Genomic DNA, 15,257 nt, shown 5'->3' with positions numbered 1-15,257 from the left:
GCTCTCCTTTTCGAGCAGGAGACAGCGTTGAGCGAACGAAAATACAAAAAGATCGCTTTTGAAGCCGGCGAGAAGCCCGGCGCCCAGGAGGCGTGCGAGCGTCTGCGCGAACGCTATGACGGCTGCAAGGCGTCGGACGCCGACGTGATCGTGGCGATGGGCGGCGACGGTTTCATGCTGGAAATGCTGCACGCCCATATGGGCGAGGACCGGCCTGTCTTCGGCATGAATTTCGGCTCAGTCGGCTTCCTGATGAACGAATATCGCGAAGACGGCCTGATCGAGCGTCTGGAGGCCGCCGAGCCGGCCTGCATCCATCCCCTCTCCATGTCCGGCAAGCGCGTCAATGGAGAGAAGTTCGAGGCGCTGGCGATCAATGAAGTCTCAATGTTCCGGGAGACGCGGCAGACCGCGAAAATCCGCATTTCAATCGACGACCGGGAGCGTCTTCCCGAACTGGTGGCGGACGGCGTGATGGTGGCCACGCCCGCCGGCTCCACCGCCTATAATCTGTCCGCCCACGGTCCGATTATCCCCATCGACTCCAATGTGCTGGCTCTCACCCCGATCAGCGCCTTCCGCCCCCGTCGCTGGCGCGGCGCGCTGCTGCCCCACGGGGCCTCGGTACGGTTCGAGGTGATGGAGGCCAGCCACCGCCCCGTCTCGGCCGTGGCCGACAACAAGGAATTCCGCGACGTCGAGTCGGTGGAGGTGCGCGAGGCGCCGGAACTGAACCTGACCATGCTGTTCGACCCCGGCTATACGCTGGCCGAGCGCATACTCAGCGAGCAATTCCTCAACTGATCCCCGCCTTCACGCGGTGTTAAACCGCCATCTCTATGCTTCGCCCCTGTCATTCCGGGGAGCGGAACAGCATGGGCAAGCAGAAGCCTTTGGAAGTCATCACGCCGCCGAACATGTTGCGTGTGAAAGTAGGAGGACGCGTGGGATTCGACAGCAAAGCCATCGAGCGGGCTGAAGCGGCCCTGAATTCCATGAGCGGCCAGTTTTCCGAATGGCTGCAGCAGGAGATTACGTCTCTGGAGGCGTGCCGGCAGGCCGCCCGCGCCGAAGGCCTGACGGGGGAGGCCGGCGAGGCGCTATACGCCCGCGCGCACGATCTGAAGGGCCTGGGCACGACCTATGATTTCCCGATCGTGACGCGCATGGGGGCCTCACTCTCGCGCCTGATCGAAACGCGCGAACTGCGCAATATCGTGCCCCTGCCTCTGGTCGAGGCGCATGTGGACGCCATCAAGGCCGCCGTGCGCGACGGCGTGAAGGACGTGGACCATCCGGTTGGCGCGGCGCTGGTCGCGGAGCTGGAATCCCGCGTCGAGGCGATTTTCCCTTCCGACGCGGCCTAACAAACCCCGCGCAATTTTAGCAATCGGCTGAGCGCCGAATTAACGCCGCCCGATTATGGTTTTCGTCAGGGACGAGAACCCTCAGCAAGGACGGCGCAAGACCATGTCAGAGCAGGATCAGGCATTCACCGCTTCGGATATCGAGCACGCGCTCGAAGACCGGCAGTTCGAGCTCTGGTTTCAACCGCAATACGACCTGCAGAGCCGCACGATCGCGGCCTGTGAGGGCATGGCGCGCTGGCGTCATCCGGTTCTGGGCCTGCTGCCGCCGGGGCTGTTTCTGGGCGCGGTGCGTCATCACGGCCTGATGCCCGAATTCACGCGTTGCGTCGTGGCGCTGGGCGGCAAGGCCCAGGCGCGCTGGAACAGCGAAGGGCATTACTGGCGGCTGAACCTCAATATCGCGGCCAGCGACCTGTCAGAGCCCAGCTTCGCCCTGCTGGCCGAGGCCGAGCTGGACGCGGTGGGCATGGTTCCCGACAAGGTGACGTTCGAGGTCCCGGAAAACGATTTTCACAAGGGCGGCAAGGTCGCCTTGCGCGGCGCGGAAAACCTCCGCCGCGCCAATTTCGGACTCGCCGTGGAAGCCCGCGGCGCGGCCGTCATGCCCGACGGCCTGATCGCCGGCGGCCCGTTCACCGAATTCAAGCTTTCCGGGCCGACGCTGCTGCGCATGGGCGCGGTCCAGCTGCGCACGGGCGGCGGCCTTGTGGGGGCGCGCCTGCGCGCCGCGCAAAGCGGCGGGCTGCCCGCCGTCGCGGTGGGCGCGGAAAATGAGATGGTGCTGAAGGCGCTGGGCGAAATGGGCTTTGAACAGGCTCAGGGTCACGCCCTCGCCCCGGCGGCGCCGCTGCGCGATATTCTGGCGCGCGCCCCGAAACCCGACGCCGCGCCGAAACGCAAGGCCGCGCCGGTTTCGGAAGAATCCCTGCAATATGAAAATCTGATCCGGGAAGCCCGCCGCACCCGCATGGACCAGGCGGATAACGAAGCCGGCGAAGCGGAAATCGAAGCGGCCTGATCAGGCCGCCGCGGCCGCTTCCGCCTGACCGGCGTCTTCGTCGTGAAGCGGCGCATCCAGACGCCCCATGAGATATTCCAGATCGTCTTCGGCAAAGCCCTGATGGCGCGTCAGCACGCGCTGGATCATGGTCTGTCGGAAAGCCTTCCGGTCCCTGGCCGCCGCCATGTCCGTCTCATGATACAGGTCTATGGCAAGGCGGAGCACGGTCAGGTGCCGCCCCGGAATGCCGGTGCGCTCGAACAGGGCCCTGAGGCCCAGAGCCCCGGCGTCATGCACCAGCAGCCACGCCTTGGGGTGCGGCACCCCGGCCAGCTCGGCCAGCGCCCATTCAACGAACGATATGGATCCGCAGGCCGCCGCGCGCACGATCAAGGAAGGCGTCAGGCGGCCATTCAGATTTAGTTGCTGCACGAAACGCTGCATGTCCTGCGTACAGTCGGCCTGATCGATCAGGTCGATGGTCGCGCGCTCCCGCGCGCCCTCGGCCAGTTCCACCGCCAGCTGCGGCGGCAGCGCATGGCGTTGCGACAGGCGGCGCAGCGCCTCGTCGCTGATCATGGAGACCATCTTCTCGGTCACCTCGATTGGCAGCGCGCTGCGGTCGATCAGCGCGTCGGCGACTTTTTCGGACCCGGAGAAGCGCTTGAGCATCAGGCGGAAGCTGTCTGAGGCGATATTCGCCCCGTCATTGCGCGCCAGCGTCGCCACCGGCCGCTCGCTGCAGGTCTGCACGATCTTGGCGCTGACCGCGGCGGAGACCTCGTCCCGCTGGGCGATGGCGATATGTTTGATCTCGCTGGTCGCGTCGAGGACGCGCAGCAAGTCCTCGTCCGTGAAAGACGGGGAAAAGGCCAGGATCGGCACGGCGATCGTGTCGATATCCTTCGCCAGCTTCAGCGCGATTTCGCGCGGCAGGTGCGGCGAGGATTTCAGCGTCACCGCCAGCGCCCGGCGCACCAGCTCGGCGGCGTCCTGCGCCATCAGCTGGAGAATCTGGTTGGCGGCCTGGCGTTCGTCCCCGGACAGGCCGTCAGCGGCAATGCGGCGGCAGATCTTGTAAGCCGAAAGCGCCCGCTCCTCTTCGGTGGGCGCCTTGATCAGCCGGCGAATGTCATCTTCCTGCAACTGCGCGCGCATCGCTTCGACGGTCATGGTCCGGGCGGCTCCTTCGGTCAGGCCTTGCGCTTGGCGCGTTGCGGGGCGTCAAGCTCGGCCAGCGCCTCGATCGTTCCGGGGCTGAGCACCCGGCCCGGCCCCGCGGACGGCACGGAGGCAAGGCGCGTCAGATTGCGCGAAGGCGGCGCGGTCCAGTCGGCTTCGCGCCGGACGTCAGCGCTTCGGAACGCCGCATCCGGCGGCGGCGCGGACGGCGCGCGCGGCGCGCCTTCGGCGCCGCCAATATGCATCAGGGTGTTGCGAAGCTCGGCTACGCTCGCCGGGCGGCCATTTTCCGTAAATAGCCGGCGATTGGCGCGCGCGGCGGCCGGGAACAGGGAGTCGGCGCGGCTGTCCGGATTGGACTCGGCGGCCAGTATCAGGTCCCCCGCCCCCTTGGGGCCGAGGAAATGCGCCATGTATAGCTCGCCCGCATCCGGTTCGCGGCCCAGCTTGTTGCGCAACGCATTGGCCGCGTCCCCGGCGTATTCGCCGGCCATGACGGCGGCCTTCTCCGGGTCGAAACGCATGTCCAGAATATCGTCGCGCGCCGCCGGATCGGTCACGCGGTAGCGGCCATTGGCGCTGACCTCGATCTTCGCGGCCTCGGCGGCCATGCCGTGCTTGGCGCCATGCTGCTTCACCATGCCCAGCCAGGTCTGATCGATGAACTGGAACAGGCCGGATGCGCTGGAGGTCGGGGCCTTGGCGCGCGGGTCGAACCCGCTTTCGCGCGCGGCCGTGTTCAGCAGATAGTCGAAATCCGCGCCGGTCTTCTGCGCCGCGCGTGAAATCAGCTGGGTCAGATCCTGGCTCGCGCCGGGCGCGTTTACGGTCACTTGAACGGCTCGCTCTGCGACTCAAATCATTCGAGCCGCTAAACTCGCGCAGATGCAATTAAACCCGCGTTAACGCTGAGGTCCGCGCCGGCGCGAAAGGCGCCGCCAGTTCCGGGGTCTCGCCTTCGAGGATCATCGCCGTGATGGCTTCGGCCGTGGCCGGGGCGGCCAGCACGCCGTTGCGGTAATGCCCGGCGGCCAGAAAAACCCCTTCCGGCCCGTCCGCGCCGATCAGCGGCAGGCTGTCCCGCGTGCCGGGGCGCAGCCCCGCCCAGCGGCGCAGTTCGGCGGCGTCCGCCAGCGCCGGCACCAGGCGCTCCGCCGCCCGCCGCAGGCGGCGGATCACCGAATCCTGAAGCTTCATGTCCGCCGCCCCGTGTTCGGAGCTGGCGCCCACCCAGATCTCACCGTCCGCACGCGGGATCAGATAAGCGCCCCCTCGCACCACGCGGCTCAGCGCCACGCCCGCCCCGTCCAGCGCCAGCATCTGGCCCTTTACGGGGTAGAGGAGACGCAGCGCGGGACACGACCCGGCCAGCGCCGGCTCGATCCCGCTGGCGATCACCGCGGCGTCACAGGCCACGCTGCGCGTCGCGCCGTCATGCTCCACGCGCAACGCCCGCAGCGCGCCGCGCCGCGTTTCGACGCCGCGCACGGAGGCATTCTCGACAATCTCCACATCCATGGCCCGCAGCGCGGCCACAAGGGCGGAGACCGCGGCGCGGGGATCGACATGCCCCTCTTCCGGCAGCCAGACGCCGTGACCGGCCTCTTCGCCCAGCCCGGCCTGCCTGGCCAGCAGCCCCTCGCGGTCCAGCGCCTCGGCCTTTCCGCCGCCGGCCCTGGCGGCTTCGGCCATGTCCGCCGCTTCTTCCGCCGTGTCGGTGACGATCAGCGATCCGCTCCAGCTCAGCGGCAGCGATTCGCCGCTCAGTTTTTCAATCCGGGCGGCAAAGTCCGGCCACAGGGTCAGGCTGTGGCGGCAGAATGCGGCGACCGCCGCTTCCGCGCCGTCCTGCACCGCTTCGGCGTTGGGGGCCAGCATGCCGGCGGCCGCGCCGCTGGCCGCGCCGCCAAATTCCCCGCGTTCAAACAGGCTTACGCGCGCGCCGGCCTGCGCCAGCGCAAAGGCGCAGGACAGGCCGATAATGCCGCCGCCCGCAATGGCGACGCGGGGCGCGTCTGTGACAGGTTTCATAATTGAGAACGCCGCTGGAACCGCCGCGCCGGCAAGCGGCGCGAGAAGTCCGTTCTTATAGGTCTAGTGGCCGCTGGCCGCCAGCTTGCGGCGCTGCCGGCGCCACAGGGACTGAAACTGGCTGGCCGGGCGGGAATCTTCGAAAATGACGGTCTTGAACAGCTCGCCTGAGCGATACTCGCTCTTCACCATCATGAAGGGCGCGTCCTCGGCGTTATCCTGATTCTGTTCGACAAACTGATTGACGGTTTCGCCAAACAATTCGTCCTCTTCGCCGTTGCGAACGGGCACGACAACCAGAACATCCTTCACGAGAATCCCCCGAGGCTCTTTTTTGAGCAGTGCCGAACACTGTCCCAGAATGCGTTTTCAGTCCAGTGACGGCCTTGTGCAGCGCCAAGGCAGCAAAAATCGAACCATTTCTGGGCGATTTAGAGATGGTACCGCGGCCTGGAATCGAACCAGGGACCTCTAGATCCACAATCTAGCGCTCTAACCAACTGAGCTACCGCGGCCTCGAAGGGCGCGGACCCTATACCGGAAATCGCGCGCCAGACAAGCGCTGCTTCAGCTATAATTCTTCTGCTGGATATAGGCTTCGATGTCGCGCGCCCGCGCCCCCGGATCAGGGTGCGTGGAAAGGAAACCCGGACCGGCCGAACCGCCGGACTGCGCCATCTTCTCCCACAGGCGGACTGCGGCGTACGGATCATAGCCCGCCTGCGTCATGTAATCGACGCCCAGAAGGTCCGCCTGACGCTCATGCGCGCGCGAATAGGGGAGCAACAGGCCCAGCTGCGCGCCGACGCCGAAGACCTTGGCGTACTGGTCCGCGTTCTCCGCGCCGCCCAGCGCGCCGCCGACCACCTGCGCGCCGACCGCCGTGCCAACCTGCTGGCTGTAGCGTTCCGCCGCGTGACGCGCGACCACGTGAGCAACCTCATGGCTGATCACGGTCGCCAGCTCCGCATCGCTGGAGGCGAACTCCATCATGCCGCGATAGACGCCGATGCGTCCGCCCGGCAGGGCGAAGGCGTTGCGTTCATCGGAATCGAAAACCACGATTTCCCAGTTCTGCTCCTGCAGCCCGGCGGCCTGGATGACCCGGCCGGCGACCGTGCGGGCGCGGCGGTTCAGGGCCGCGTCATTGGAAATCCGCTCTTCCGCCTTGATGTCCTGCCAGGACGCGGCGGCGGCCTGCGCCAGCTGCGCCTGATCGACCAGGATGAACTGGCTCTGGCCCGTATAGGGATTGGTGGAACAGGCGCTCAGCCCCGCCAGCGCGGTGGAGGCGGCGGCCACGGCGGCCAGGCGTGTCGCAGATTTCGCGATTTTCATCATTTTCCCCTTGGACGGTTTTTGAAACGTATGACCCGCTAAACGCACGAACAGGCCAAGGTTTCCTGCGGGGGAAACAATATTGCGCTTTACCCCGTTCAGGCACAAACCTTTAACGATAATATACTCGCGGCGCGAGGGGCGCGCTCGGACGGAGAATCCCTATGGGCTATGTCGAGCAGACGCTTTCCTCTGACGAAGTGGTCGTCCTGAAGGCGCGTTTCCATTTCTTCCAGCACCTTGCCTCGTGGCTGGCGCTGATTGTTCTGGGAATTGTGATTGTCGGGATCATCATCTTCCTGCGCCGCGAAATCCGCTTCGCCACCACCGAAATCGCCGCCACCAATCACCGCATCGTCCTGAAGACCGGCTGGCTGACCCGCCGGACAGAGGAATTGCCGGTGCAGGCCGTGGAAGAAGTCAGCCTGTTCCAGGGCTTCTTTGGAAAACTGTTCGGCTTTGGCTGGCTGCGCATCACCGGAACGGGCGAAGGCTGTATCGATCTTCCCACGATCGCCGCCCCCATGAAATTCCGCGCCGCCATCGAGGAAGCCCGCAGCTGGAAACGGAAAGACGGCTGATCCAGCCGCAAATCGGTCATGAAGACCGTCTAGTTTCATAAGGCGCGGCGCGGGAATTGACTGGCGTCCGCGGGCGGCGGGCGTTAGAACGCCGTTATCCTTACAGCTTTTGGCAATCAGGCGGGATTGAACACGAGGCATGGCTTATATGGACAGAGGCGTTGGCGTCGCAGCAGGTTTCTTCTCCGCGCTCCTGGTGGCGCTGGGGCTGGTCGGCGCGGGCTGGCTGGTCGGTGAAGGCATCATCGAGGGCCGCAAGGCGGACAGCCACGTTCAGGTCAAAGGCCTTGCCGAGCGCGATGTGAAAGCGGATCTCGCCCTGTGGCCGATCAAGTTTCAGGTCACCGGTAACGATCTGGCCCAGATTCAGGCGCGCATCGAAACCGACCTGCAAACCGTCCAGCAATTCCTCCGCGATTCCGGCTTCACCGAAGAAGAAATCCAGCGCCAGTCCCTTCAAATCCAGGACTTCGGCGCGGGCTATGGCGGCAACCGGCCGGAAGAACGCTACGGCGTCAGCCAGTCTGTTCTTGTCCGTTCCGAAAAAGTCGATCAGGTCGAGGGCGTCAGCCGCCGTCTGGGCGAGCTGGTGGCGCAGGGCATTGTCCTGCAACAGGACTGGAACGCCACGGGGCCGACCTATGTCTTCACGCGCCTGAACGAGATCAAGCCGGACATGCTGGCCGAAGCCACGGCTTCCGCCCGCGAAGCGGCCAACCAGTTTGCAGAGGACGCCGCGGCCGAGCTGGGCGGGATCCGCGACGCCAATCAGGGCGTGTTCGTGATCCTGCCGCGCGACGATGTGCCGGGTTCGTCCGAACAGGCGCAAATCTTCAAGACGGTCCGCGTGGTCTCGACCATCACCTATAGTCTCGAAAACTAGGCACAACGCGCGCTTCAGTGCCGGTTCACTTTGAAACTGTTTTAACGGTCAGGCATTTCTCCCCTCGCGGGGAAACTGGATTGATGCCTGAACCGTTGGAGGTTTCGATGACTATTCGTCTGGCTGGCCTTTCGGCCGTGCTTGCCCTGGGCGCCGCGCCCGCTTTCGCCCAGTCGCTGGAAGGCGGTCCCGCCCAGGCCTATCTCTACGACTTTCCCAATTTTCAAGGCTCCGGCGTTGACGCCCGCGGCGAAATCCCGGACCTGACCCGCAATAATTTCAACGACAAGACCACATCCCTGCGCATTGTCAGCGGGCGCTGGGAAGTGTGCAGCGGAACCGGCTACACCGGCGTCTGCAAGGTCGTGGAAAGCGATGTCTGGGACATGGAAACTCTGGACCTCAATAACCAGCTTTCCTCGCTCCGCCCGGTCGGGCTCAATTATCGCGAGGATGACGATTACAACGATCCTTACGACGACGACCGGTATGACGATGATCGCTATGACGATGACCGGTACGGCGATGACCGGTACGGCGATGACCGCTCGCCCATCTATCCCGGCAATCCGCAGGAATACCCCAATTATCCGACCTATCCGGGCAATGATCCCGATTACCGTCAGGATGCGTCCCTGACGCTCTATCAGTTCGAGCGTTTTGAAGGCGCCCGGGCGGAGTTGGACGGCAGCGCCCGGGAGCTGGATCGCTATCGTTATGACAATGAGGCGCGCTCCCTGCGGGTTCAGGGCGGCGAGTGGCGCATCTGTGAGGATGAAGATTTCCGGGGCCGCTGCGCGGTTGTCACCCGCGACGTGCCCGATCTGGACGCGCTGGGCCTGTCAGAGCGCATATCCTCGGTGGAGCTGATCTATGACGGCCGGCCGCGCGCCAATTACGACCGCGACCCGTATGACAATCCCTATGGCTCGCGCGAGCGTCTGGAGGGCTACAAGGCCGGCTTCTTCCCGAACCCGCCCTCTTCCGGCTACGCCGCCGACCAGTGCCTGCGCGGTTCGCGTCAGGCCTGCGAGGACTTCTCGGACGAGTTCTGCCAGGGCGTCGGCTATCGCGAAGCCGCCTGGTACACGCGGGACGTCGCGCGCCGCGATATTCGCGACGTGCTCTGTGTTCGGGACTAGGGGATCAACCGCGCTGGAACGGATAGAAGTCCGCGCCCAGCCCTAAAATCCCGGTCAGTTCGTCCAGGGCGGTCCGACTCTCATTCAGAAGGGCCGGATCGCCCAGTTCGTTATCGGCCAGGTCTTCGCGGTAATGTTTTTCGATCCAGCGCCGCAGGACGTCATAACGCGCATGATCCAGAATCATGGACGGGTTCGCCGCGGCCTGCTCATCCTCGTTCAGAACCACGCGCAAGCGCAGGCAGGCCGGTCCGCCGCCATTGCGCATGGACTGGCGCACATCCACCACCGTCCAGCGCCCGATCGCGGTATTCCGCTTCAGCAGCTGATCGACATATTTATAGGTGGCCGGCGTCTCTTCGGTTTCCGCGGGAGTCAGCAGGAACAGGCGCGATTCATTGGGCCAGCGCAGCAATTGAGAATTGAACAGATACGATGAGATCGCGTCGCCAATGGGAATTTCGGCTTCCGGCGCCTCGATGAATTCCGGCTCGAACAGGCCCTCCGCCGCGCGGCGGATATCGGCCATGGCCTTCTCTTTGTCGTCGAAGGCCTTTTCGTGGAAAAACAGACACCGCTCCATGCCGACGCAGACCACGTCATTATGGAACGCCCCGGCGTCAATCGCCTCGTGCGACTGGCGGATATAGACCGTGCGCGCCGGATCCAGACCCGCGCGCCGGGCAATCGCCTGACAGGCTTCCAGCGTCTGACGCGCCGGGAATTTGGCGCGCGGCGCTTCGTCAAAGGCAGACCGCCCATAAACGAAAATCTCCACGCCCGGCGCGCCCTGCTCGGCGCAGAGCCGCACATGATTGGCCGCGCCTTCGTCCGCGAAATCGCCCTGCATCGGCAGCGCATCATGGATGGCGAAATGCTCATCGCCCGGAAAGGCGGCCCGCAGAGACCGCGCCGTCTGCTCGGCCTCCAGCGCCCGGTGCGGCATGGAGACGAGATTTGCCACGCTCATGTGGAGCCGGCCGTCATACGTATCGGCGGAGGGCGAAACCGTCGCCGCATTAGCCGTCCACATGGCGCTGGCCGAGGAGGCGCGGCGCACCAGCGCCGGCGCTTCTTTCCACGCCTTCTCCAGAACCTGCTCGTCGCTGCCGGTAAAGCCAAGCTGCCGCAGCCGCCAGATGGCGGGCCGCTCATGCGGCGGCAGGACGCCCTGAATGCGCCCGGCCGATTGCAGCAGCTTCATTTTCTCCAGCCCCTGCAGCGCCGCCTCGCGCGGATGGCTGACCGCGCCGCGATTGGCGGCGCTGGCGACATTGCCGACGCTCAAACCCCCGTAATTATGCGTGGGGCCGATCAGGCCGTCATAATTGGCTTCGACTGCGTTCACGCGTTCAGGCCCTTGGCCGGAAGGAATTCGACCTTGTCCGACTCCTGCCGCGCCACCGGATAGGCGCAGTAATCAGCCGCGTAATAGGCGCTCGGCCGGTGATTGCCGGAGAAGCCCGGCCCGCCGAACGGCATATTGCTGGCCGCGCCGGTTGTCGGGCGGTTCCAGTTGACGATCCCGGCGCGGATGCCTTCCTCGAACTCCGCCCACAGGTCGGCGCTGTCGCTGACCAGCCCGGCGGACAGACCGAATTTCGTATCGTTCGCCCGCTCGATGGCGCTGACGAAATCCTTTGCGCGATAGACGCTCAGCAGCGGCCCGAAGACTTCCTTGTCTTCCGGCTCCGTGTCGCCCAGCTCGACCAGGCCCGGCGTCACGAAGGCTTTGGACAGTCCCTCGGGGCGCCGCGCCTCGACAACCGCCTTCGCGCCCATGGAGATCAGCTTGTCCTGGGCCGAGATCACCGCTCCGGCCGCCTGTTCGGATATCAGCGATCCCATGAAGGGTTCCGGGTCGGCGTCCCATTCGCCCAGCGTGATCTTGCCGATCAGCTCCGCCACGGCTTCGACAATCGCATCGCCCGCCCCGCCTTCCGGCACGATCAGCCGGCGCGCGCAGGAGCAGCGCTGCCCGGCGGTAATAAAGGCGGATTGAACGATGATCGAGGCTGCGGCCCGCACATCACTGACGTCCCAGACGACCAGCGGATTATTGCCGCCCATCTCCAGCGCCAGAATGATATCCGGCCGGCCGCCGAATTTTTTGTGGAAGAAGGTCCCGGTCTCCGCCGAGCCGGTGAACAGCACGCCGTTCAGCTCATCACTGTCCAGCATCGCCGCGCCGGTCTCCCGCGCGCCCTGCACCAAATTCACCACGCCCTTGGGCAGCCCTGACTCTTCCCAGCAAGCGACCATGAATTCGCCCACCGCCGGGGTCAGCTCCGAGGGTTTGAACACCACCGTGTCCCCGGCCAACACGGCCGGCACGATATGGCCGTTGGGCAAATGGCCCGGGAAATTATACGGCCCGAACGCGGCCATCACCCCGTTCGCCTTGTGCCGCATCCGGGCATGGCCGAACGCGGTCTCGCTTTCCTTGGCGCCGGTGCGTTCCTCATAGGCGGCGATGGAAATATCGATCTTGCCGATCATGGCGCCCGCCTCGCCCAGCGCCTCCCAGAGCGGCTTGCCCGTCTCCTTCGCGATCAGCGCGCCCAGCTCATCCTTGCGCTGCTCCAGCACGCCCTTATAGGCCCGCGCGGCGTCGGCGCGTTTTTCAAACGGGGTGCGCGACCAGCCGGCGAACGCGGCGCGCGCGGCCTTGAACGCCGCCGTGACATCGTCAGGGCTCGCCGCCGCGCCCGACCATAGCGTCCGGCCGCGCGCCGGGTCGCGGGACTCGAACGTCTCACCGCTTCCCGCCGCCCATGCGCCGCCGATAAACTGACCTTTTGACTGGCTCATTCCGTCACCCATACTCGCGCTTTGTCTCCGCTTTCTATGTTCAAGGCGTCCGCCACGTCCGCCGGGATGGACGCGGAATCGCCATCAATGCTGACGCGGCCCAGCGCGCAGCGGAAATCGGCGATCCGGTCATTGGAAATCATCGCCCGCTTCGCGCCCTCGCCCGGATCGCCCGCCGCCACGGTCATCACGCGGCTCTCGCGCAGGCATTTCAGCCGGTCGCGCTTCACCGAGAGCAGCGGCCCGCCGTCAAACACGTCGACCAGGCCGCCAAACTCGAATCCCTGGCTTTCCAGCAGCCGCCGCGCGCCGCCGCCATCCACGTGCGTCTTGCCGATCACCTCGATCGCCGCATCGGGCAGCAGGTCGATATGGATCGGGTGCTTGGGCAGCAGGTCCCAAAGGAACTGGTTGCCCAGCGAGGCCGACAATTTGTCCGCCTCGTGAAAATCCATCCGGAAGAAATGCCGCCCCAGCCCGTCCCAGAAAGGCGAGCGTCCCTTCTCGTCGATGCAGCCGCGCAGCTCCGACACGATGCGGGCGCCGAAGCGTTCGCGCGCCGCGGCAATCAGCATGTAGCGGGAGAGCGAGATCAGCGCCCCCATGCCGCCGCCGCGCGCTTCCTGCCGCAGGAACAGCGTGCCGACCTCTGTCGCGCCGGCGCATTCGGTCACCAGCATCAGCAGCTTCATGTCAAAGCGCCGGTCCACGACATCAGAAAATTGCGCCGCCGTGGTCACCCGGAAATTCACGTAAGGCTGGGAAACGCCGATCTGCGACTTCACCGCCGAAGTGCCCAGAACCGCGTCATCGCCGATTTCCTGCAACATCAGGCAGAAGACTTCATCGCCCTGGCCGCCGCTGTCGGCGGCGAAGCTGGCCTGCGACTTTTCCAGCCGCGCAGCCAGCGCCTCCTCGCCCGATTGCAGGCTGGTGAAGCCCGGCCCGGCCATTCCCGCCAGCTCGACCAGCGCGCCCAGATCTCCCGGGCCGCCCGCGCGGACAACGCGCACCGCCATTCTAGCGGGCCTCCCGCGCGGCGCGGGCGTCGAATTCCCCGCTCGCGAACTTCATCAGCATCACCGCCGAAAGCCGCGCCCGCTCACCGAAACTGTCCAGTTTGGCGAACTCCTTGGCGCTGTGAATATCGCCCCCGCGCACGCCCAGCGTATCGACATTGGGACAGCCCGCCGCCCAGAGATTATTCCCCTCGCAGACCCCGCCCGTATCGTTCCAGTTGATATCCAGCCCGATGGCCTGACCGGCGCGGCGCGTGAAATCGAACATTCGCGCCACGGGCGGCGCCATCGGCTTGGGCGGGCGCGTGAAGCCGCCATGCAGCACCGCGCCGATCCCGTCAGCCTTCCCGGTTTCATCGGCCAGGCGTTCGATCTGCGCCTTCGACCAGTCCATGTCGTCAGGCGTGGGCATACGCACATTGAAGCGCACCACGGCCAGGTCCGGCACGATATTCACCGGTCCGCCGCCATCCATCTTGCCAATATTGAAGGTCACGCCCTCGCGCTCGCCGTTCAGCGCATCCAGCTGCGTGGCAAAGCGGCTGGCGGCGACCAGCGCGTTGCGGCCCAGATGGTGCTCGCGCCCGGCATGGGCGGCGCGGCCGCGCACCACCAGCGTGAAGTTCCCGCTGCCCTTGCGCGCCCCGGCCAGGTCGCCATTGGCGAGCGCGGGCTCATAGGTCATCCCGATATGCGCTTTCGCGCCCAGCTCCATCAATACAGGACGCGAGCCGGGGGAGCCGATTTCCTCGTCCGGACTGACCAGAACCGTATAGCCGACCTGATCCCGGTTCGGGCTTTGCTCCAGCGCGCGCAGCGCCTCGCTCATCACGATCAGGCCGCCCTTCATGTCGGCGACGCCCGGACCGTTGATCGTGTCCTCGTCCCACAGCTCCCAGTTCTGAAAGCCGCTATCGGCGGGAAACACCGTGTCGTGATGGCCGGTCAGGACAATCTGCACCGGAGCGTCGGGGCGCTTGCGCGCCTGAAAGGCGGGGGTGAATTCCTGATGCTCGATTTCGCCGTCCGGCCGCACCACCTCGGCGGGGTCCAGCTTCACCGCGCTGATCTCCGCGTCCAGCTCGCCAAAGGCCTCGGTCAGCTTATCCCGCATCGCCTCCAGACCGTCCGCATTGCGGCTGCCCGAATTGATCGCGCTCCATTCCTTCACCCGCGCGATCATCAGGTCTGCGCGATCCTGCACGTCATCGAGGATGCGCGCTTCATCGGCGGTCAGGCTGGTCGAGTCCGGCATGGTCGTGTCGAGGCCCTTTGTCTGTTTTCGTCCGCGCCCCGCAGCCCGGTCTGAAAAGCGGGCGCGCCGTGCGCAAGGGACGCGGCGTTACGGCGTGTGAAGAATATTGCCGACTAGCTATCGGCCCCCGCGCCGCGCCGTCAAGCGCGGCTCATGCGCACTGCGGCGCGCGCAAAAAGAAATGGCCCGGCGAGACGCCGGGCCATTCCTTCAAGTCAGGTTGTATCGAGCTTAGCTCGTCGCGCCGGAGACGCGGATCACAACCTCGGAGCGGCGGTTCAGCGGCTCGCGAACGCCATCAGGCGTATCGACAGCCGGCTGGCTTTCGCCAAACGCTTCGGTGGTGATCGAAGAGGCAGCCACACCCTGGGTGATCAGCTGCTGCTTCACGGCGTCCGCACGACGCTGGGACAGGCCCACGTTGTAGGACGCAGCGCCCGAACGGTCAGCGTGACCTTCGATGCGAACGTTCGCAACGCCACACTCTTCCGCGCGATCAGCCGCTTCGGAGATGATGCTCTTCGCCTGATCCGTCAGGAACGACTTGTCCCATTCGAAGTAGACGACGAAGGCAACGTCCTCGCACGACGGCGCAGCCGGCGGCGGCGGAGGCGGCGGGGGCGGAGCCGGCGGAGGCGGCGGCGG

The 15,257-nt window shown here is 65.6% G+C and carries 16 protein-coding genes and 1 tRNA gene; 6 read left to right on the top strand and 11 right to left on the bottom strand.

The genetic code is table 11. The features are described 5' to 3' along the window. Positions 1 to 27 precede the first annotated feature (27 nt). The 3 genes from L338_RS07970 to L338_RS07960 all read left to right on the top strand — a co-directional run bounded on the left by L338_RS07970 (position 28) and on the right by L338_RS07960 (position 2,388). Entirely contained in the window at positions 28 to 804 is a 777-nt protein-coding gene (locus L338_RS07970; protein WP_022697844.1) for an NAD kinase, read from the top strand. A gap of 140 nt (positions 805 to 944) precedes the next feature. Next, the gene (locus L338_RS07965; RefSeq protein WP_241762246.1) at positions 945 to 1,367 is read left to right on the top strand and encodes an Hpt domain-containing protein; all 423 of its coding nucleotides are present in this window, start codon (positions 945 to 947) and stop codon (positions 1,365 to 1,367) included. Positions 1,368 to 1,470: 103 nt separating this feature from the next. Further along, positions 1,471 to 2,388: an EAL domain-containing protein gene (locus L338_RS07960; RefSeq protein ID WP_022697842.1), complete on the top strand. Its 918-nt coding sequence runs from the start codon at positions 1,471 to 1,473 to the stop codon at positions 2,386 to 2,388. Here the strand turns inward: L338_RS07960 and spbR are convergent, their stop codons facing one another. The 6 genes from spbR to L338_RS07930 form a co-directional block, all read right to left on the bottom strand. Continuing rightward, the gene (gene spbR, locus L338_RS07955; RefSeq protein ID WP_022697841.1) at positions 2,389 to 3,543 is read right to left on the bottom strand and encodes a SpbR family protein; all 1,155 of its coding nucleotides are present in this window, start codon (positions 3,541 to 3,543) and stop codon (positions 2,389 to 2,391) included. Positions 3,544 to 3,563: 20 nt separating this feature from the next. Further along, positions 3,564 to 4,385 carry a transglycosylase SLT domain-containing protein gene (locus L338_RS07950; protein ID WP_022697840.1) on the bottom strand — a complete coding sequence of 274 codons (822 nt, stop codon included), beginning with the start codon at positions 4,383 to 4,385 and terminating at the stop codon, positions 3,564 to 3,566. Between the two features lie 58 nt (positions 4,386 to 4,443). Beyond that, a complete protein-coding gene (gene thiO, locus L338_RS07945) occupies positions 4,444 to 5,583 on the bottom strand; it encodes a glycine oxidase ThiO (protein ID WP_022697839.1) in 1,140 nt (379 codons plus the stop codon). 63 nt (positions 5,584 to 5,646) lie between these two features. Next, positions 5,647 to 5,895: a hypothetical protein gene (locus tag L338_RS07940; RefSeq protein ID WP_022697838.1), complete on the bottom strand. Its 249-nt coding sequence runs from the start codon at positions 5,893 to 5,895 to the stop codon at positions 5,647 to 5,649. A 126-nt stretch (positions 5,896 to 6,021) separates the two neighbouring features. Beyond that, positions 6,022 to 6,098, bottom strand: a tRNA-His gene (locus L338_RS07935). A 52-nt stretch (positions 6,099 to 6,150) separates the two neighbouring features. Next, positions 6,151 to 6,921, bottom strand: coding sequence for a M48 family metallopeptidase (locus tag L338_RS07930; RefSeq protein ID WP_033310902.1), 771 nt, complete (start codon positions 6,919 to 6,921; stop codon positions 6,151 to 6,153). Positions 6,922 to 7,085: 164 nt separating this feature from the next. Between L338_RS07930 and L338_RS07925 the strand changes: the two genes are divergently transcribed. The 3 genes from L338_RS07925 to L338_RS07915 all read left to right on the top strand — a co-directional run bounded on the left by L338_RS07925 (position 7,086) and on the right by L338_RS07915 (position 9,527). After that, positions 7,086 to 7,502, top strand: a complete 417-nt coding sequence (locus L338_RS07925) for a PH domain-containing protein (protein WP_022697836.1) — start codon at positions 7,086 to 7,088, stop codon at positions 7,500 to 7,502. A 139-nt stretch (positions 7,503 to 7,641) separates the two neighbouring features. Further along, positions 7,642 to 8,385: an SIMPL domain-containing protein gene (locus L338_RS07920; RefSeq protein ID WP_022697835.1), complete on the top strand. Its 744-nt coding sequence runs from the start codon at positions 7,642 to 7,644 to the stop codon at positions 8,383 to 8,385. A gap of 107 nt (positions 8,386 to 8,492) precedes the next feature. Then, the gene (locus L338_RS07915) at positions 8,493 to 9,527 is read left to right on the top strand and encodes a beta/gamma crystallin-related protein (RefSeq protein WP_161624612.1); all 1,035 of its coding nucleotides are present in this window, start codon (positions 8,493 to 8,495) and stop codon (positions 9,525 to 9,527) included. A 4-nt stretch (positions 9,528 to 9,531) separates the two neighbouring features. On the opposite strand, the gene astB is transcribed toward L338_RS07915, so the two are convergent. From astB to L338_RS07890, 5 genes are all read right to left on the bottom strand, one after another. Beyond that, positions 9,532 to 10,875: an N-succinylarginine dihydrolase gene (gene astB, locus L338_RS07910; RefSeq protein ID WP_022697833.1), complete on the bottom strand. Its 1,344-nt coding sequence runs from the start codon at positions 10,873 to 10,875 to the stop codon at positions 9,532 to 9,534. After that, positions 10,872 to 12,338 (bottom strand): succinylglutamate-semialdehyde dehydrogenase, encoded by a 1,467-nt coding sequence (gene astD / locus L338_RS07905; protein WP_022697832.1) that lies wholly within the window; start codon positions 12,336 to 12,338, stop codon positions 10,872 to 10,874. Before astD ends, astB begins: the two co-directional genes overlap by 4 nt. After that, positions 12,335 to 13,357: an arginine N-succinyltransferase gene (locus L338_RS07900; RefSeq protein ID WP_022697831.1), complete on the bottom strand. Its 1,023-nt coding sequence runs from the start codon at positions 13,355 to 13,357 to the stop codon at positions 12,335 to 12,337. Before L338_RS07900 ends, astD begins: the two co-directional genes overlap by 4 nt. A gap of 1 nt (position 13,358) precedes the next feature. Beyond that, on the bottom strand, positions 13,359 to 14,612 hold the full coding sequence (locus tag L338_RS07895; RefSeq protein WP_022697830.1) for a hydrolase: 1,254 nt from the start codon (positions 14,610 to 14,612) through the stop codon (positions 13,359 to 13,361). Positions 14,613 to 14,843: 231 nt separating this feature from the next. Then, positions 14,844 to 15,257: OmpA family protein (locus L338_RS07890; RefSeq protein ID WP_022697829.1), on the bottom strand; the 414-nt coding region annotated here is incomplete at its 5' end.

It is taken from the genome of Euryhalocaulis caribicus, assembly GCF_000412185.1.
In the GTDB taxonomy this organism is placed as follows: Bacteria; Pseudomonadota; Alphaproteobacteria; order Caulobacterales; family Maricaulaceae; genus Euryhalocaulis; species Euryhalocaulis caribicus.
Note: the sequence above shows the minus strand (reverse complement) of the source record. Positions and strands in the feature narration are given on the sequence as shown.

Coding starts and splice junctions, on each gene's coding strand:
- L338_RS07960 (WP_022697842.1), top strand. CDS start 1,471: ATGTCAGAGCAGGATCAGGCATTCACCGCTTCGGATATCGAGCACGCG.
- astD (WP_022697832.1), bottom strand. CDS start 12,338: ATGAGCCAGTCAAAAGGTCAGTTTATCGGCGGCGCATGGGCGGCGGGA.
- thiO (WP_022697839.1), bottom strand. CDS start 5,583: ATGAAACCTGTCACAGACGCGCCCCGCGTCGCCATTGCGGGCGGCGGC.
- L338_RS07915 (WP_161624612.1), top strand. CDS start 8,493: ATGACTATTCGTCTGGCTGGCCTTTCGGCCGTGCTTGCCCTGGGCGCC.
- L338_RS07900 (WP_022697831.1), bottom strand. CDS start 13,357: ATGGCGGTGCGCGTTGTCCGCGCGGGCGGCCCGGGAGATCTGGGCGCG.
- L338_RS07920 (WP_022697835.1), top strand. CDS start 7,642: ATGGCTTATATGGACAGAGGCGTTGGCGTCGCAGCAGGTTTCTTCTCC.
- L338_RS07930 (WP_033310902.1), bottom strand. CDS start 6,921: ATGAAAATCGCGAAATCTGCGACACGCCTGGCCGCCGTGGCCGCCGCC.
- L338_RS07895 (WP_022697830.1), bottom strand. CDS start 14,612: ATGCCGGACTCGACCAGCCTGACCGCCGATGAAGCGCGCATCCTCGAT.
- L338_RS07925 (WP_022697836.1), top strand. CDS start 7,086: ATGGGCTATGTCGAGCAGACGCTTTCCTCTGACGAAGTGGTCGTCCTG.
- spbR (WP_022697841.1), bottom strand. CDS start 3,543: ATGACCGTCGAAGCGATGCGCGCGCAGTTGCAGGAAGATGACATTCGC.